At 68.2% G+C, this 15,298-nt stretch carries 14 protein-coding genes; 6 read left to right on the top strand and 8 right to left on the bottom strand.

From position 1 onward, the window contains the following. Positions 1-77 precede the first annotated feature (77 nt). The 4 genes from ACWD10_RS34055 to ACWD10_RS34040 form a co-directional block, all read right to left on the bottom strand. On the bottom strand, positions 78-596 hold the full coding sequence (locus ACWD10_RS34055) for an LppU/SCO3897 family protein (RefSeq protein ID WP_451097542.1): 519 nt from the start codon (positions 594-596) through the stop codon (positions 78-80). 114 nt (positions 597-710) lie between these two features. Continuing rightward, positions 711-1,973 carry an MFS transporter gene (locus ACWD10_RS34050; RefSeq protein WP_451097541.1) on the bottom strand — a complete coding sequence of 421 codons (1,263 nt, stop codon included), beginning with the start codon at positions 1,971-1,973 and terminating at the stop codon, positions 711-713. Between the two features lie 81 nt (positions 1,974-2,054). Further along, positions 2,055-3,137 carry an inositol-3-phosphate synthase gene (locus ACWD10_RS34045; protein ID WP_451097540.1) on the bottom strand — a complete coding sequence of 361 codons (1,083 nt, stop codon included), beginning with the start codon at positions 3,135-3,137 and terminating at the stop codon, positions 2,055-2,057. A 51-nt stretch (positions 3,138-3,188) separates the two neighbouring features. Next, positions 3,189-3,869 carry a helix-turn-helix transcriptional regulator gene (locus ACWD10_RS34040; RefSeq protein ID WP_451097539.1) on the bottom strand — a complete coding sequence of 227 codons (681 nt, stop codon included), beginning with the start codon at positions 3,867-3,869 and terminating at the stop codon, positions 3,189-3,191. 370 nt (positions 3,870-4,239) lie between these two features. Here ACWD10_RS34040 and ACWD10_RS34035 point away from each other — a divergent pair, with 370 nt between their 5' ends. Together ACWD10_RS34035 and ACWD10_RS34030 are read left to right on the top strand one after the other, a co-directional pair. Next, positions 4,240-6,960, top strand: coding sequence for a transglycosylase domain-containing protein (locus tag ACWD10_RS34035; protein WP_451097538.1), 2,721 nt, complete (start codon positions 4,240-4,242; stop codon positions 6,958-6,960). A gap of 166 nt (positions 6,961-7,126) precedes the next feature. Further along, positions 7,127-8,683 carry a glycosyltransferase family 87 protein gene (locus tag ACWD10_RS34030; RefSeq protein ID WP_451097537.1) on the top strand — a complete coding sequence of 519 codons (1,557 nt, stop codon included), beginning with the start codon at positions 7,127-7,129 and terminating at the stop codon, positions 8,681-8,683. Between the two features lie 84 nt (positions 8,684-8,767). On the opposite strand, the gene ACWD10_RS34025 is transcribed toward ACWD10_RS34030, so the two are convergent. From ACWD10_RS34025 to ACWD10_RS34015, 3 genes are all read right to left on the bottom strand, one after another. Further along, positions 8,768-9,799, bottom strand: a complete 1,032-nt coding sequence (locus tag ACWD10_RS34025) for an alanine racemase (RefSeq protein ID WP_451097536.1) — start codon at positions 9,797-9,799, stop codon at positions 8,768-8,770. 83 nt (positions 9,800-9,882) lie between these two features. Beyond that, positions 9,883-11,001, bottom strand: coding sequence for a lipid II:glycine glycyltransferase FemX (locus tag ACWD10_RS34020; protein WP_451097535.1), 1,119 nt, complete (start codon positions 10,999-11,001; stop codon positions 9,883-9,885). Positions 11,002-11,115: 114 nt separating this feature from the next. Then, on the bottom strand, positions 11,116-11,430 hold the full coding sequence (locus ACWD10_RS34015; RefSeq protein ID WP_451097534.1) for a hypothetical protein: 315 nt from the start codon (positions 11,428-11,430) through the stop codon (positions 11,116-11,118). 264 nt (positions 11,431-11,694) lie between these two features. Between ACWD10_RS34015 and rpsF the strand changes: the two genes are divergently transcribed. The 4 genes from rpsF to rplI all read left to right on the top strand — a co-directional run bounded on the left by rpsF (position 11,695) and on the right by rplI (position 13,424). Then, on the top strand, positions 11,695-11,985 hold the full coding sequence (gene rpsF / locus ACWD10_RS34010) for a 30S ribosomal protein S6 (RefSeq protein WP_006604399.1): 291 nt from the start codon (positions 11,695-11,697) through the stop codon (positions 11,983-11,985). 75 nt (positions 11,986-12,060) lie between these two features. Next, positions 12,061-12,648, top strand: coding sequence for a single-stranded DNA-binding protein (locus tag ACWD10_RS34005; RefSeq protein WP_451097533.1), 588 nt, complete (start codon positions 12,061-12,063; stop codon positions 12,646-12,648). A 74-nt stretch (positions 12,649-12,722) separates the two neighbouring features. Beyond that, positions 12,723-12,959, top strand: a complete 237-nt coding sequence (gene rpsR / locus ACWD10_RS34000) for a 30S ribosomal protein S18 (protein WP_003949403.1) — start codon at positions 12,723-12,725, stop codon at positions 12,957-12,959. Positions 12,960-12,977: 18 nt separating this feature from the next. Next, the gene (gene rplI, locus ACWD10_RS33995; RefSeq protein ID WP_451097532.1) at positions 12,978-13,424 is read left to right on the top strand and encodes a 50S ribosomal protein L9; all 447 of its coding nucleotides are present in this window, start codon (positions 12,978-12,980) and stop codon (positions 13,422-13,424) included. 207 nt (positions 13,425-13,631) lie between these two features. Here rplI and ACWD10_RS33990 read toward each other — a convergent pair whose 3' ends face one another. Beyond that, positions 13,632-14,969, bottom strand: coding sequence for an MATE family efflux transporter (locus tag ACWD10_RS33990; RefSeq protein ID WP_451097531.1), 1,338 nt, complete (start codon positions 14,967-14,969; stop codon positions 13,632-13,634). Positions 14,970-15,298 lie beyond the last annotated feature (329 nt).

The raw sequence follows: 15,298 nt of genomic DNA, 5'->3' as shown, positions 1-15,298 counted from the left end.
AGTGGTGTTCTGTCGTGTGCTCTTCCTACCTTGCGCTGTGGGGCGGTGTTTCACGTGAAACACCGCCCCACAGTGCCTTAGAGGTCCTTGAGGCAGAGCACGAACTGCTCGCCCGAGCTCCTCCGGCTTCCACTGGTCTGCTCGCTGTACGGGCGCGTGGCTCCAGCAACGCCCTCGCACTTGGAGCCGTCCAGCGTGTCGTCGATCCGCTTGACCACCTCGTACTCGGCCGACGAGTCGCCGCACTCCACGACCTCAAGATCGGGGGCGGACATGGTGCCCTTGTTCGTCAGGCAGTCGCCCGCCTCCGCATTGTCGGAGTCGTTCAGGCTCAGGATCCAGAACACTCCGACGGCGATGACGGCGACGACGATGCCGACGATCCGGAGTATCTGCTTGACGCCCATCCCGCTGCGTGCTGGAGGCGGAGGCGGCGGCGCTCCCCACTGCTGCTGTTGCTGCGGAGGGCCTCCCCACTGCTGCTGCGGGGGCGGGGCTCCCCATTGTTGCTGCTGCGGGGGCTGCTGGTATCCGTACCCGGGTGGCTGTGGTGCGTACGGCTGCTGGCCCGGCCCCTGGGGAGGCGGGTAAGACATCGGGGGTCCCCCTTGGTTGAGTGCGCTACTGGCGCGTGTATGGCCTCCGTAAGGTACCGATGCGGTCCGCGTGAGCCGCAGCCTGGTGCGGCTCTGTGGCGGCGATGTGACAGTTCATCGGCGCTCGAAGTGGGCCATAGCCACCGCAACCGCCGCGTAGAGCACGGCCACGATCACGACCAGCAGAGCCGAACGACCGTCAGGCGGCAGCATCAGCGCGGCAACTGCGGCCGCCGCCACGAAGGCGACGTTGAAGAGCACGTCGTACACGGAGAAGATCCGGCCGCGGAAGGCGTCGTCCACCGAGGACTGCACGACGGTGTCGGTGGCGATCTTCACGCCCTGGCTGACGAGACCCAGGACGAACGCGGCGATCAGCATCGGCACCGGCTCGAAGGGCAGCCCGAGGGCGGGTTCGAGAACGGCGGCGATGCCCGCGCACACGACGATCCAGCCCGCCGGGCCGAACCGTCCCGCGGCATAGGGCGTCACCACCGCCGCCGCGAAGAACCCGGCCCCGGAGATGAAGAGGGCAAGCCCGAGGAGCGCGAGCCCCTCGGACTCGGTCTCCGCCCAGGAGTACCGACAGAGCATCAGGACCGTGATGAGCAGCGCCCCGTAGCAGAACCGCATCGCGGTCATGGCCCCCAACGCCCGGGCCGCGGGACGCCGTTCGGGTGCGGCCAGATGCCGCACCCCGTCGAGCAGCCCCTTGGCGGTGGACGCCACCGCGGCCCCGATCCGTGGCTGTACCAGGCCCGGTTCCGGGCCGAGCAGCTCTCGCGGCATGCGCAGCGCGGAGAGTGCCGAGCAGAGATAGAGGGCGGCGCCGAGAAGCACCACCGCGGCGTCCGAGTCCGAGGCTGCCAGGCGGACGAGGAAGGCGAGGCCGCCTCCGGCCGTCGCGGCGAGCGTTCCGGCCGTCGGGGCAAGGGAGTTGGCGATGATCAGGCGGTCGGCGTCCACCACGCGCGGCAGCGCGGCCGAGAGCCCGGCAAGGACGAAGCGGTTGACCGCGGTGACACACAGGGCCGACAGATAGAAGAGCCAGTCGGGCACGCTGCTCACGATCAGGGCGGCCGTGACGGTGGCGAGTGCGGCCCGCAGCAGGTTCCCGTACAGGAAGACCTGGCGGCGCGGCCAGCGGTCGAGGAGCACGCCCGCGAAGGGGCCGATCAGGGAGTACGGCAGCAGGAGCACGGCCATGGCGGAGGCGATGGCCAGGGCCGAGGTCTGCTTCTCCGGGGAGAACACGACGTACGTGGCGAGGGCGACCTGATAGACGCCGTCGGCGGACTGGGAGAGCAGGCGGACGACCAGCAGCCGCCGGAAGTTCCGGAAGCGCAGCAGTACGCGCAAATCACGCACGACGGGCATGGGGCACAGCCTCACACAACGCTCAGGCCCCCGGGAGGATTTCCCGGGGGCCGGTGATCAAGCGACGTAAGGAGTGAGCGGTCAGCGCTCGCCCTCGCCGTTGATGAACTTCTCCACGTTCTCCCGGGCCTGGTCGTCGAAGTACTGGACCGGCGGGGACTTCATGAAGTACGAGGAGGCCGAGAGGACGGGGCCGCCGACCCCGCGGTCCTTGGCGATCTTCGCGGCACGCAGGGCGTCGATGATCACGCCCGCCGAGTTCGGAGAGTCCCAGACCTCGAGCTTGTACTCCAGGTTCAGCGGGACGTCACCGAAGGCACGGCCCTCCAGGCGGACGTAGGCCCACTTACGGTCGTCGAGCCAGGCGACGTAGTCGGACGGGCCGATGTGGACGTTGTCCTCGCCGAGCTCGCGGTCGGGGATCTGGGAGGTGACGGCCTGGGTCTTGGAGATCTTCTTGGACTCCAGGCGCTCGCGCTCGAGCATGTTCTTGAAGTCCATGTTGCCGCCGACGTTCAGCTGCATCGTGCGGTCCAGGATGACGCCCCGGTCCTCGAACAGCTTGGCCATGACGCGGTGCGTGATGGTGGCGCCGACCTGCGACTTGATGTCGTCACCGACGATCGGGACGCCCGCCTCGGTGAACTTGTCGGCCCACTCCTTGGTGCCGGCGATGAAGACCGGAAGGGCGTTGACGAAGGCGACCTTGGCGTCGATGGCGCACTGGGCGTAGTACTTCGCCGCGTCCTCGGAGCCGACGGGCAGGTAGCAGACCAGGACGTCGACCTGCTTGTCCTTGAGGATCTGGACGATGTCGACCGGCTCCTCGGCGGACTCCTCGATGGTCTGGCGGTAGTACTTGCCCAGGCCGTCAAGGGTGTGGCCGCGCTGGACCTGGACGCCCGTGGACGGGACGTCACAGATCTTGATGGTGTTGTTCTCGGAGGCGCCGATGGCGTCCGCGAGGTCGAGGCCGACCTTCTTCGCGTCGACATCGAAGGCCGCGACGAACTCGATGTCCTTGACGTGATAGTCGCCGAACTGGACGTGCATCAAGCCCGGGACCTTGGCCGCCGGGTCGGCGTCCTTGTAGTACTCGACGCCCTGCACCAGCGAGGCGGCGCAGTTGCCCACGCCGACGATGGCTACGCGAACCGAACCCATTCCGGTTGCTCCCTGTTTGTTCTCGACGAGGCCCGCACTGTTCGCGGGGCCTCACTTGGTGGTGTCGTCGGACGGATCCGGCCGGGAGCTGTCCCGGTACCGGGGCAGGCCGCCCGTCTTTTCCGATGTGTCCTGCTGAGCAGGGTTCTCGGGGGTGGACCGCTGCTGGTCACGCCCCATGCGTTCGCTCTCGATGAGCTCGTTCAACCAGCGGACCTCGCGCTCGACGGACTCCATGCCGTGTCGCTGTAGCTCGAGCGTGTAGTCGTCAAGGCGTTCCCGGGTCCTGGCCAGAGAGGCGCGCATCTTCTCGAGGCGCTCCTCGAGCCGGCTTCGGCGGCCCTCGAGCACCCGCATGCGTACGTCGCGCGAGGTCTGTCCGAAGAAGGCGAAGCGGGCGGCGAAGTGCTCGTCCTCATAGGCGTCGGGGCCCGTCTGGGCGAGCAGCTCCGTGAAGTGCTCCTTACCTTCCGCCGTCAACCTGTAGACGATCTTGGCCCGGCGGCCGGCCAGTGGTGCGGCCAGGGGGTCCTCTGCTGCGCTGTCCGAGTCCTCGGCCAGCCAGCCGTTGGCGACCAGCGCCTTGAGGCAGGGGTAGAGCGACCCGTAGCTGAAGGCGCGGAACACCCCGAGTGAGGTGTTGAGCCGTTTGCGCAGCTCATAGCCGTGCATCGGGGATTCGCGGAGCAGGCCGAGGACGGCGAACTCGAGGATGCCGGAGCGTCTGCTCATGCTTCGCCCTCCTCCTCTGCCATGGTTCCCTGCGGCCTTTATGTCGAGCTGATGTATCGACTCGATACATCACGACGATAGATCGGCCCTCGGGAAGCGACAAGAGGGGGTGCGGTGAACGGCGTCACATCACCGATTCGTACGAAGCGAAGTGCCTGATTTGGGGTGAACTTCGGCCCTAGGTGGGTTTTGACGGTGCGTAGTCTGTGCCGCATGCAGACCACCGGGAACCACGTGGCGCCAGACTGCGTCGTCGTCCCGGGGGCAGTGCGGTCGAGTCCGGAATCGGGCCCGTCCGCACTTCGGGGGACTGGAAATTCTGCCGCTTTCCAGGCGCGGAGTCTGCGCCTGCCCGAGGAGTAGTTGTTCGATGAGCGAGCACCGTCGCAAACCGCCACCGCAGGGCGGCGGACGTGCCGCGGCCAGGCGCGGCTTCACTGGATCGTCCTCCGGCCGACGTGCAGCACCCCCGGGCTCCGGAGGTGCTGCTGCCGGATCGTACGGCGCCGGAGAGGAACGTCCGTACGGCGGCCGGGCAGAGGCCCGTCGCGCCGCCCAGCGCAGTGGCGGCCGACGCCGCGCGCCCGACGGAGCCGGCGGTGGTGGCCGCCGGGCCGCCGGTGGTTCGGCAGGCATGGGTGGCGCGGGCGGACCGGGGCGTGGCCGCGGCCGCGGAGCCGAGCCGCCGGGCAAGAAGCGTCTGATCGACTACCCGCGCGCGGGCAAGGACGGCTGGCGGAAGCTGGTGCCCTCCTGGAAGCAGCTGATGGGCACGTTCATCGGCTTCTGCGGTCTCCTCGTGGCCGCGGCGGGTGTCGGGTACGCGCTTGTGGACATCCCCAAGCCGTCGGACGCCGCACGGGCGCAGAACAACGTGTACCTGTGGAAAGACGGCTCGCAAATGGTCGCCACGGGGGGTGAATACAACCGCCAGATCATCCCGTACGCGGAGATCCCCAAGGAGATGCGGTTCGCGGTCATGTCGGCCGAGAACAAGACGTTCATGAAGGACAAGGGCGTCGACCCCATGGGTATCGCCCGCGCGGCCTTCAACATGGCCAAGGGCGGCGACACCCAGGGTGGCTCGACGATCACCCAGCAGTACGTCAAGAACTCCATGCTCTCCCAGGACCAGACGCTCACGCGTAAGTTCCGGGAGCTCTTCATCTCCATAAAGGTGGGAGCGCAGATGGAGAAGGAAGAGATCATGGCGGGGTACCTGAACACCGCCTACTACGGCCGCGGCGCCTACGGCATCCAGGCGGCCGCCCGCGCCTACTTCAAGAAGGACGCCGAAGAGCTCAATGCGAGCCAGTGCGCCTTCCTCGCGGCGGTCCTCAAGGGCGCGACGTACTACGACCCGGCCGGTGCCACCGCCATCGACCCGGCGGCCACCCCGCAGGCGAACCGGGAGAGGGCCGAGAAGCGCTGGAAGTGGATCCTTGACGAGATGGTCAAGGACAAGCACCTGACGCGCGATGAGCGGGCGGAGTTCCCGAAGTTCCCCGAGGTGGAGAGCCCGCGGAACAACCAGCAGCTGAGCGGTCAGACCGGTTACCTCGTCAACCTTGCCAAGTCCTACATCCTCAACAACACGGACATCAGCGAGGAGGATCTGCAGCGTGGTGGCTACGAGATCAAGACGACCTTCGACAAGAAGAAGGTCGGCCAGCTGAAGAAGGCCGTCACGGCCGTCTACAAGGAGAACATCGACATCAAGGCCCGCCCGAAGAAGGACACCCACGTCCAGTTCGGCGGTGCGTCGGTGGACCCCAAGGACGGCGCGATCGTCGCCATCTACGGCGGTACGGACTACGCCAAGCACTTCACGAACAACGCGGACGTGACAGGCGCCCAGGTCGGCTCGACCTTCAAGCCCTTCGTCCTCGCGGCCGCGATGCGGGACGGAAAGCTGAACCCCAAGATGGGTCTGGACCAGCCCGACTCCGAGCGGAAGAAGGTCTCGCCGAGCAGCCGCTACAACGGCAAGAACGACCTGAAGATCAAGAACTACGACGGGACGGTCTGGCAGAACGAGAAGGGCGAGCAGTGGCTGCAGCGGAATGACGGCGAGGAGTCGTACGGCACGCCGCCCGACTACGCCATCACGCTCCGTGAGGCCATGCGGGTCTCCGCCAACTCCCCGTTCGTACAGCTCGGTATGGACGTCGGCATCGACAAGGTGCGGGAGTCCGCGGTCGATGCGGGGCTGCTCGAGGACGGTCTGACCAAGGGCAATGTGCCCTCGGTCTCGGTCGGCATCGACTCGCCGAGTGCGATCCGGATGGCCGGTGCCTACGCCACCTTCGCGGCGCAGGGCAAGCAGAACGACCCGTACTCGGTCATCGAGGTCAAGAAGAAGGGCCAGGTCGAGTACAAGCACAAGCCGCAGACCAAGAGTCCCTTCGACGCGAATGTGGCGAACAACGTCACGGACGTGCTGAAGAACGTCGTGGACAAGGGAACCGGTACGTCCGCAAAGCTCCCCGACCGACAGGTGGCGGGCAAGACCGGTACCACGGACGGCAACAAGTCGGCCTGGTTCGTCGGGTACACGCCGCAGATGTCGACGGCGATCAGCATGTACCGGCTGAACGACGACGCGAAGGCGAAGAACCGCAAGTTCCTGGAGATGTTCGGGACCGGGGGTGAGGAGAAGATCCACGGCGCCTCGTTCCCGGCCCAGATCTGGCACGACTACATGCTCCGGGCCCTTAAGGGCACGACGCCCATGACGTTCACGCCTCCCCAGCCCATCGGCGAGGTCGTGTTCGGCGGCGGTGCACAGAGCCCCAGCCCCACGCCGACGCCCACCGAGGAGCCGGACGAGAGCACGTCCCCGAGTCCCACGGAGCCCAACCCGTCCGAGTCGGCCACGGGCGAACCCGGTCCGGGCGAGACCTGTGGACAGTGGGAGTGGAACTGTGAGCCGGACGGTGGGACGTCCGAAGGCGGGACCGACGGTGGTGTCGACGGCGGCGAGACGGGCGGCACCACGCCGACCCCCGAGCCACCGACCGGCGGCGATACGGGTGGCGATAGCGGCGGTAACGGCGGCGGAGGAGGCTTCCTCGGCGGGCCGAACGGCTAGCCGGGCGGCCGCCCCGCCTCCGGGCCCGTGTTTCACGTGAAACAGCGAGTTCTGCGTGGAACGGCGGGCGTCGAAGCCGGGTGTTTCACGTGAAACGAGGGCCGTCGCACCTGAGGGTGCGGCGGCCCTCGCCGCGTCCCCCGGCACGTACGGCAGGATGTGGCCCATGACGAGCAGCACGAGCCCGAACCCGAGCGCGCAGCACTCGCACCCGCGGCGGCCGGAGGAGCCGTCCTCGCCGGTACCCCCCACCAGACACGACGAGATCGCCGCGGCCGGTAGTGAGGTGATCGGAGGCCCTCTCGGCCGGCGGGCACTGCTCGGTGCGAGCTGGTGGACCCCGGTCCGGGTCGTGGCCCTGGTGGCCATCGGGATGTTCGCGCTCGGCATGGTGCAGAAGCTGCCCTGCTACAACGGGGCGTGGTTCTTCGGCGCGGGTGCGCAGTACACCCACGCCTGCTACTCCGATATCCCCCATCTCTTCGCCGGGCGGGGCTTCGCGGAGGGCCTGGTGCCGTACTTCGACAAGATCTCCGGGGACATGGAGTACCTCGAATACCCGGTCCTGACCGGCGTGTTCATGGAGGTCGCGTCCTGGGTCGTGCCCGACGGTGGCGGCGTGCAGCACCGCGAGCAGATCTATTGGCTCGCCAATGCGTCGATGCTGATGGTCTGCGCCGTGATCATCGCGGTCTGTGTCGCGCGCACGCACCGGCGCCGCCCCTGGGACGGACTCCTTGTCGCCCTGGCGCCCGCCGGTGCGCTCACCGCGACCATCAACTGGGACCTGCTTGCCATCGCGCTCACCGCCGCCGCCATGCTGATGTGGTCGCGTGGACGGGCCCTGGCCTTCGGGGTGCTCCTCGGCCTCGCGACCGCCGCGAAGCTCTATCCCGTGCTGCTGCTCGGCCCGCTCCTCGTGCTCTGCTGGAGGGCCGGACGGTGGCGGGAGTTCGGAATGGCGGCCGGTGGCGCGGTCGGCTCCTGGCTCGTGGTGAACCTGCCGGTGATGGTCCTCGCGTCCGAGGGGTGGCAGAAGTTCTACACCTTCAGCCAGGAGCGCGGCGTCGACTTCGGCTCCTTCTGGCTGATCCTGCAGCAGCACTCGAACAACCCACTCAGCACCGAGACGGTGAATACCCTTGCCACCGCCCTGATGGCCCTGGCCTGCCTCGGTATCGGGGCGCTCACGCTGACCGCCCCGCGGCGGCCGCGGTTCGCCCAGCTCGCCCTGCTCGTCGTCGCCGCCTTTGTGCTCACCAACAAGGTCTATTCGCCGCAGTACGTGTTGTGGCTGATCCCGCTCGCTGCGCTGGCCCGGCCCCGCTGGCGGGACTTCCTGATCTGGCAGGCGTGCGAGGTCGCGTACTTCCTGGGCATCTGGATGTACCTCGCGTACACGACGAGCGGTGACAAGCACCAGGGGCTGCCGCAGGAGGGCTATCAGCTCGCGATCATCGCCCACATCCTCGGCACGCTCTATCTCTGCGCCGTGGTGGTACGGGACATCCTGATGCCGGAGCGGGACGTGGTCCGCCGGGACGGCTCCGACGATCCGTCGGGCGGAGTGCTCGACCGGGCGCCCGATGTCTTCAGCCTGGGGCGGGCGGCGCACCCGCCGCGGCATGCCGCGGCGCATCAGGCCCCGGGGACCTATGTCGCGTGGGGCACGGGGACGGGGACGGCGCAGCACGGCGCGGTCACGGGAGACGCCTCGCCCTGAGGGGGCGTCCGCCCCGGCAGGTGAACCGACGCGGGACCCGGGCCAGTGGCCGCGGGTCCCGCGTCGTCGTGATGAAGGGGTCGGTCAGTGGTCGACCATGCGGTCGAACTGCGTGGTGGTGTGCCGGAGATGGGCCACCAGCTCGTCGCCCACCCGCGGCTCCGGGACGTCCGACGGCACGAACAGGATGGATACCTGCATGTGCGGCGGCTCCGCGAACCAGCGCTGCTTGCCGGACCAGACGAACGGCGACAGATTGCGGTTGACGGTCGCGAGACCCGCCCGGGCCACGCCCTTCGCGCGCGGCATCACGCCGTGCAGCGCCTTCGGCGCTTCCAGGCCCACGCCGTGCGACGTACCGCCCGCGACGACGACCAGGAAGCCATCGGAGGCGGCGCGCTGCTGGCGGTAGCCGAACCGGTCGCCCTTCGCGACGCGGGTGACATCGAGGACGGAGCCGCGGTACTCGGTCGCGTCGTGGTCCCCCAGCCAGAGCCGGGTACCGATGCGGGCGCGGAACCGGGTCTGCGGGAACTGCTGCTGCAGACGGGCCAGTTCCTGGGCCGAGAGATGGCTGACGAACATGGTGTGCAGCGGAAGCCGGGCGGCGCGGAGCCGGTCCATCCACGCGATGACCTCCTCGACGGCGTCGGAGCCGTCGGTGCGGTCGAGCGGCAGGTGGATGCCGAAGCCCTCCAGGCGCACATCCTCTATGGCGGCGTGGAGGCTCGCGAGCTCCTGCTCGTTGACGCCGTGCCGCTTCATCGAGCTCATGAGCTCGATGACGACCCGGGCGCCGACCAGGCCGTGCACGCCCTCCACGGAGGAGACGGAGCGGATGACGCGGTCGGGCAGCGGCACCGGCTCCTCGCCCCGCCGGAACGGGGTCAGGACCAGCAGGTCACCGCCGAACCAGTCCTTGATCCGGGCGGCCTCGTAGGTGGTGCCGACGGCGAGCATGTCCGCGCCGATGCGGGTGACCTCGTCGGCCAGGCGCTCGTGGCCGAAGCCGTACCCGTTCCCCTTGCAGACGGGGATCAGCCCCGGGAACTGCTCGAGCACCTGCTTGTGGTGTGCCCGCCAGCGCGCGGTGTCGACGTAGAGCGTGAGCGCCATGGCCGGTCCCGGAACCTTTCTGTGTCTGCGGTGTGGTTGGAGATGCTGAGGACAGTGAGCCTATCCGTGCTCGCTGTGCCTACTCAGCGCTTCGACATGTAGATCTCGAGCGCCTTGTGCAGCAGCTTGTTGAGCGGGAAGTCCCACTCACCGATGTACTCGACGGCCTGGCCGCCGGTGCCGACCTTGAACTGGATCAGGCCGAAGAGGTGGTCGGTCTCGTCCAGGGTGTCGGAGATGCCGCGCAGGTCGTAGACGCTCGCGCCGAGCGCGTAGGCGTCCCGGAGCATCCGCCACTGCATGGCGTTGGAGGGCCGCACCTCGCGCTTGTGGTTCACCGAGGCGCCGTACGAGTACCAGACATGGCTGCCGACGGTGATCATCGTGGCCGCGGCGAGCGCCTCGCCCTCGTGCTTGGCGAAGTACAGCCGCATGCGGTTGGGGTCCTCGGCGTTGAGGGCCTTCCACTGCCGCTGGAAGTAGCTGAGCGGGCGCGGCCGGAAGCGGTCCCGCTCCGCGGTGACCTCGTAGAGCTCCTGCCACACGGGCAGATCGTCGTAGCCGCCCTGGACGACCTCGACGCCGGCCTTCTCGGCCTTCTTGATGTTGCGCCGCCACAGCTGGTTGAAGCTCTTCTGTACCTCGTCGAGCGAACGGTTCGCCAGCGGCACCTGGAACACATAGCGCGGCTGGACGTCGCCGAACCCGGCGCCGCCGTCCTCGCCCTGCTGCCAGCCCATCTTGCGCAGCCGGTCCGCGACCTCGAAGGCGCGCGGCTCGATGACATCCGCCTCGACGTCCCGCAGCCGCTTGACGTCCGGGTTCTGGATGCCCTTCTTGATGCTCGGGGCCTCCCAGCGGCGGATGACCACCGGCGGCCCCATCTTCACGGAGAACGCGCCCTGTTGCTTGAGGTGCGCCAGCATCGGGGCCAGCCACTCCTCCAGGTTCGGCGCGTTCCAGTTGATGACCGGGCCCTCGGGCAGATACGCGAGGTAACGCTTGATCTTGGGCAGCTGGCGGTACAGCACCAGGCCGGCCCCGACGAGCTCACCGGACTTGTCGAACCAGCCCAGGCTCTCCGAGCGCCACTCGTTCTTCACATCAGCCCACGCCGGTACCTGGCAGTGACTGGCCGACGGCAGGCTCTGGATATATGCCAGATGCTGCTCTCGGCTGATGGTGCTCAGGGTCAGGCTCATGCGGGGCGCTCCTCGGCTGGTGTGTCCCCATGGGGCAGGGGTTCCGGCTCTCGCGCCGAAGCCTACTGCGCCCGGGGAGCGCCCCGACTGGCCGTATGCGACTCCGCCGCGCGCTCAGCCGAGCACGCCGCCCCAGAGGCCGCCGTGCGCAATCCCCAGATAGAAGCCGACTCCGGAAGCGCCCAGGGCGAGGATCAGCCCGAACCGCTCCCGGGTCGTCTCCGAGATGAACTGCCCGTACCCGGCGGCGACGATCCCGGCCAAGCCGGCCCAGGAGCTGAGCAGGTGGAGGTTGTGGAACATTGCGGAGACGAACGCGGTGGCTCCGAGCACCAGAGCCACCGTGACCAGGGTGTCCTGGAGCGGATGAGGCTTGTGGTCGGTGGCGAGAAGAGAGCCCGCGGTGTTGGGTCGCACTACCTGTGCCATGAGGCACCTCCTGGCGGAGAAGCGGCGCATCGTAGCGCCGTACACACCCGATGTGTCCAGATTGCGTCCGCTCGCTTGCTGATTTCAACCGGAAGGCGGGGGCGGGTACTCTGTACCGTCTGCACCGGTGTCTGCCCCGACCACGTCAAGCGCCTCGGTCTCCGAGGCCGATTGTCAGTGGTGGCCGATACCGTTGCGTACGCATCACGACCCTCCTGCCACGGAACGACCGTGGCCGCTGAGTCCAAAGGAGGTGGGTTCCACATGCGTCACTACGAGGTGATGGTCATCCTCGACCCCGATCTCGAGGAGCGCGCTGTCTCCCCGCTGATCGAGAACTTCCTCTCCGTCGTCCGTGAGGGCAACGGGAAGGTCGAGAAGGTCGACACCTGGGGCCGTCGTCGTCTCTCGTACGAGATCAAGAAGAAGCCCGAGGGCATCTACTCGGTCATCGACCTGCAGGCCGAGCCTGCGGTCGTCAAGGAGCTCGACCGCCAGATGAACCTGAACGAGTCGGTCCTCCGGACCAAGGTCCTCCGCCCCGAGACCCACTGAACTTCCTAGTTCAGCGGCGCTCGGGATTCGAGTAGCAGCAAGCAGCCAGCAGCAAACCCGCCGAGAGGTTCCCCCATGGCAGGCGAGACCGTCATCACGGTCGTCGGCAATCTTGTCGACGACCCCGAGCTGCGCTTCACCCCCTCCGGTGCGGCGGTCGCGAAGTTCCGTGTCGCGTCCACCCCGCGCACCTTCGACCGTCAGACCAATGAGTGGAAGGACGGCGAGAGCCTGTTCCTGACCTGCTCGGTCTGGCGCCAGGCGGCGGAGAACGTCGCGGAGTCGCTCCAGCGAGGCATGCGCGTCATCGTGCAGGGCCGGCTGAAGCAGCGGTCCTACGAGGACCGTGAGGGCATCAAGCGCACGGTCTACGAGCTGGACGTCGACGAGGTCGGCGCCAGCCTCCGTAACGCCACGGCCAAGGTCACCAAGACCAGCGGCCGCGGTGCCCAGGGTGGCGGCTACGGCGGTGGCCAGCAGGGCGGTGGCGGCTGGGGCGGTGGCCCCGGTGGCGGTCCGCAGCAGGGTGGCGGCGGTGCTCCCGCCGACGACCCCTGGGCGACCGGTGCGCCGGCCGGCGGTGGCCAGCAGGGCGGCGGAGGCGGCTGGGGCGGTAGCTCCGGCGGCTCCGGCGGCGGCTACTCGGACGAACCCCCCTTCTGAGCCTCAGGGCCTGCGGGCCTTACGGCGAGAAGGCGGGTTGCACCCACACTTCTTGATCACACAGGAGAAACACCATGGCGAAGCCGCCTGTGCGCAAGCCGAAGAAAAAGGTCTGCGCTTTCTGCAAGGACAAGGTCACGTACGTGGACTACAAGGACACGAACATGCTGCGGAAGTTCATTTCCGACCGCGGCAAGATCCGTGCCCGCCGCGTGACCGGCAACTGCACGCAGCACCAGCGTGACGTCGCCACGGCCGTGAAGAACAGCCGTGAGATGGCGCTGCTGCCCTACACGTCCACCGCGCGCTAAGGAAAGGGTGACCGACTCATGAAGATCATCCTTACCCACGAGGTCTCCGGCCTCGGTGCCGCGGGCGACGTCGTCGACGTCAAGGACGGGTACGCCCGTAACTACCTGGTTCCGCGGAAGCTCGCTATCCGCTGGACCAAGGGCGGCGAGAAGGACGTCGAGCAGATCCGTCGCGCTCGCAAGATCCACGAGATCCAGACCATCGAGCAGGCCAACCAGATCAAGGGCCAGCTCGAGGCGGTCAAGGTCCGTCTTGCGGTCCGCTCCGGTGACGCCGGTCGTCTCTTCGGTTCCGTCACCCCGGCCGACATCGCTTCGGCGATCGAGGCTGCCGGTGGCCCGAAGGTCGACAAGCGCCGCGTCGAGCTGGGCGCGCCGATCAAGACGCTGGGCGCCCACGAGACGTCCGTGCGTCTGCACCCCGAGGTGGCCGCCAAGGTCAACATCGAGGTTGTCGCCGCGTAAGCGCTGCACTCGGCACTGCTGAAGCAGATGTGGGGCCCGCACCCTTCGGGGGTGCGGGCCCCACATGCTTATGCGTGCTTGCGCGGGGCGTTTGTGTGTTGGTGGGGCGGGTGCGTGTTTCACGTGAAACCGCGTGCCTTCTCACGCAGACCGGGTGTTTCACGTGAAACGCGGAGGGCCGTGGAAAGCGCCGCCGTCCCCGCCGCGTCAGCGCGTGGCGCCGGTGATGATCCAGCGGCCGGAGCTCGCCCGTAGCCACAGGGTCAGCATGCGGACCGTCATCATCAGCGTCATCGCTCCCCAGAGCGCGGTAAGACCGCCGCCGAAGGAGGGCACCAGAAGCGCGGCCGGGATGAAGACGGCGAGGGTGATCAGCATCGCCCAGGCCAGGTACGGCCCGTCGCCCGCGCCCATCAGAACTCCGTCGAGAACGAACACGATGCCGGAGATGGGCTGGGAGAGGGCCACGACCAGGAGGGCGACGAAGGCGGCGTCCTGCACACCGGTGTCGCTGGTGAACAGCGGCAGGAACACCGGCCGGGCCACGATCACCAGGAGCCCGAGCACGATCCCGGAGACGATGCCCCACTGCACCATGCGGCGGCAGGCGTCCCGGGCCCCCTGCTCGTCCCCGGCTCCCAGATAGCGGCCGATGATGGCCTGCCCGGCTATGGCGATGGCATCGAGGGCGAAGGCGAGCAGACTCCAGAGGGTCAGGATGATCTGGTGGGCGGCGATATCCGCGTCACCGAGGCGGGCGGCGACCGCGGTCGCGATCATCAGGATGGCGCGCAGCGAGAGCGTACGGACCAGAAGGGGAACGCCTGCCTGGGCGCAGGCCCTGATTCCGGCGGCGTCCGGGCGCAGCGAGGCGCCGTGCCGCCGGGCGCCGCGGACCACGACGACGAGATAGGCGGCCGCCATACCGAGCTGGGCGATGACGGTGCCCCAGGCGGAGCCGGCGATGCCGAGCCCCGCGCCGTAGACCAGGCCGACATTGAGCAGGGCGTTGCTGAGGAACCCCGCGATCGCCACGTACAGCGGGGTCTTGGTGTCCTGGAGTCCGCGCAGGACACCGGTGGCGGCGAGGACGACCAGCATGGCCGGGATGCCGAGCGCCGAGATCCGCAGATACGTGATGGCATGCGGGGCCGCGGTGTCGGAGGCGCCGAAGAGGTCGACGATCGCCGGTGCCGTCGGCAGCAGAACAGCCACGACGGCCAGGCCGAGCAGCAGGGCGAGCCAGATGCCGTCCATGCCCTGACGGATGGCGGACTGCATGTCCCCGGCGCCGACCCTGCGGGCGACGGCGGCGGTGGTGGCGTATGCGAGGAAGACGAAGATGCTGACGCCCGTGGTGAGCAGGGCGGAGGCGACACCGAGGCCCGCGAGCTGTGCGGTGCCGAGGTGGCCGACGATGGCCGTGTCGGCCATCACGAAGAGGGGCTCGGCGACAAGCGCTCCGAAGGCCGGTATCGCCAGCGCGATGATCTCTCGGTCGTGCTGTCTTCGGACAGCCTGGGGCGTCGGGGGAGCCTGGGTCATGCGCACCAATGTAATCTTCCACAGGTAAGAGATGCAATGCACGAAAGACCCTTACCTGTGCTGGGGTCGGGTGCCGCGTGCCATGCCGTTTGTTGTGATCTTGGCCCGATGGGCGAAGTTTTTCTTATGCACAGCGAGGGGACAAGGAAACGCCTGGTCAGAGGCTGTTTTCCGGTAGTGCTGAGGGCTTGTTCACAGCGCTGTCCACCGAGCCGTGCACAGGATTCAGGGAGTTCTCCACAGCATAGGGTCCGTCATCCACACCGCCTGTGGATAACCAGATTGGCTGACGGTGCCCGCAGCCCTACCGTGGTCCGGCGCCCTCCCCG

The sequence above is a fragment of the Streptomyces sp. NPDC002851 genome (genome assembly GCF_053591935.1).
The sequence above is the reverse complement of the archived record's forward strand: the minus strand, read 5'-3'. Positions and strand labels throughout refer to the sequence as shown.

Coding starts and splice junctions, on each gene's coding strand:
- ACWD10_RS34035 (WP_451097538.1), top strand. CDS start 4,240: ATGAGCGAGCACCGTCGCAAACCGCCACCGCAGGGCGGCGGACGTGCC.
- ACWD10_RS34040 (WP_451097539.1), bottom strand. CDS start 3,869: ATGAGCAGACGCTCCGGCATCCTCGAGTTCGCCGTCCTCGGCCTGCTC.
- ACWD10_RS34025 (WP_451097536.1), bottom strand. CDS start 9,799: ATGGCGCTCACGCTCTACGTCGACACCGCGCGCTGGCGGGCACACCAC.
- ACWD10_RS34005 (WP_451097533.1), top strand. CDS start 12,061: ATGGCAGGCGAGACCGTCATCACGGTCGTCGGCAATCTTGTCGACGAC.
- rplI (WP_451097532.1), top strand. CDS start 12,978: ATGAAGATCATCCTTACCCACGAGGTCTCCGGCCTCGGTGCCGCGGGC.
- ACWD10_RS34050 (WP_451097541.1), bottom strand. CDS start 1,973: ATGCCCGTCGTGCGTGATTTGCGCGTACTGCTGCGCTTCCGGAACTTC.
- ACWD10_RS34020 (WP_451097535.1), bottom strand. CDS start 11,001: ATGAGCCTGACCCTGAGCACCATCAGCCGAGAGCAGCATCTGGCATAT.
- ACWD10_RS34055 (WP_451097542.1), bottom strand. CDS start 596: ATGTCTTACCCGCCTCCCCAGGGGCCGGGCCAGCAGCCGTACGCACCA.
- ACWD10_RS34045 (WP_451097540.1), bottom strand. CDS start 3,137: ATGGGTTCGGTTCGCGTAGCCATCGTCGGCGTGGGCAACTGCGCCGCC.
- ACWD10_RS34030 (WP_451097537.1), top strand. CDS start 7,127: ATGACGAGCAGCACGAGCCCGAACCCGAGCGCGCAGCACTCGCACCCG.
- ACWD10_RS34015 (WP_451097534.1), bottom strand. CDS start 11,430: ATGGCACAGGTAGTGCGACCCAACACCGCGGGCTCTCTTCTCGCCACC.
- rpsR (WP_003949403.1), top strand. CDS start 12,723: ATGGCGAAGCCGCCTGTGCGCAAGCCGAAGAAAAAGGTCTGCGCTTTC.
- rpsF (WP_006604399.1), top strand. CDS start 11,695: ATGCGTCACTACGAGGTGATGGTCATCCTCGACCCCGATCTCGAGGAG.
- ACWD10_RS33990 (WP_451097531.1), bottom strand. CDS start 14,969: ATGACCCAGGCTCCCCCGACGCCCCAGGCTGTCCGAAGACAGCACGAC.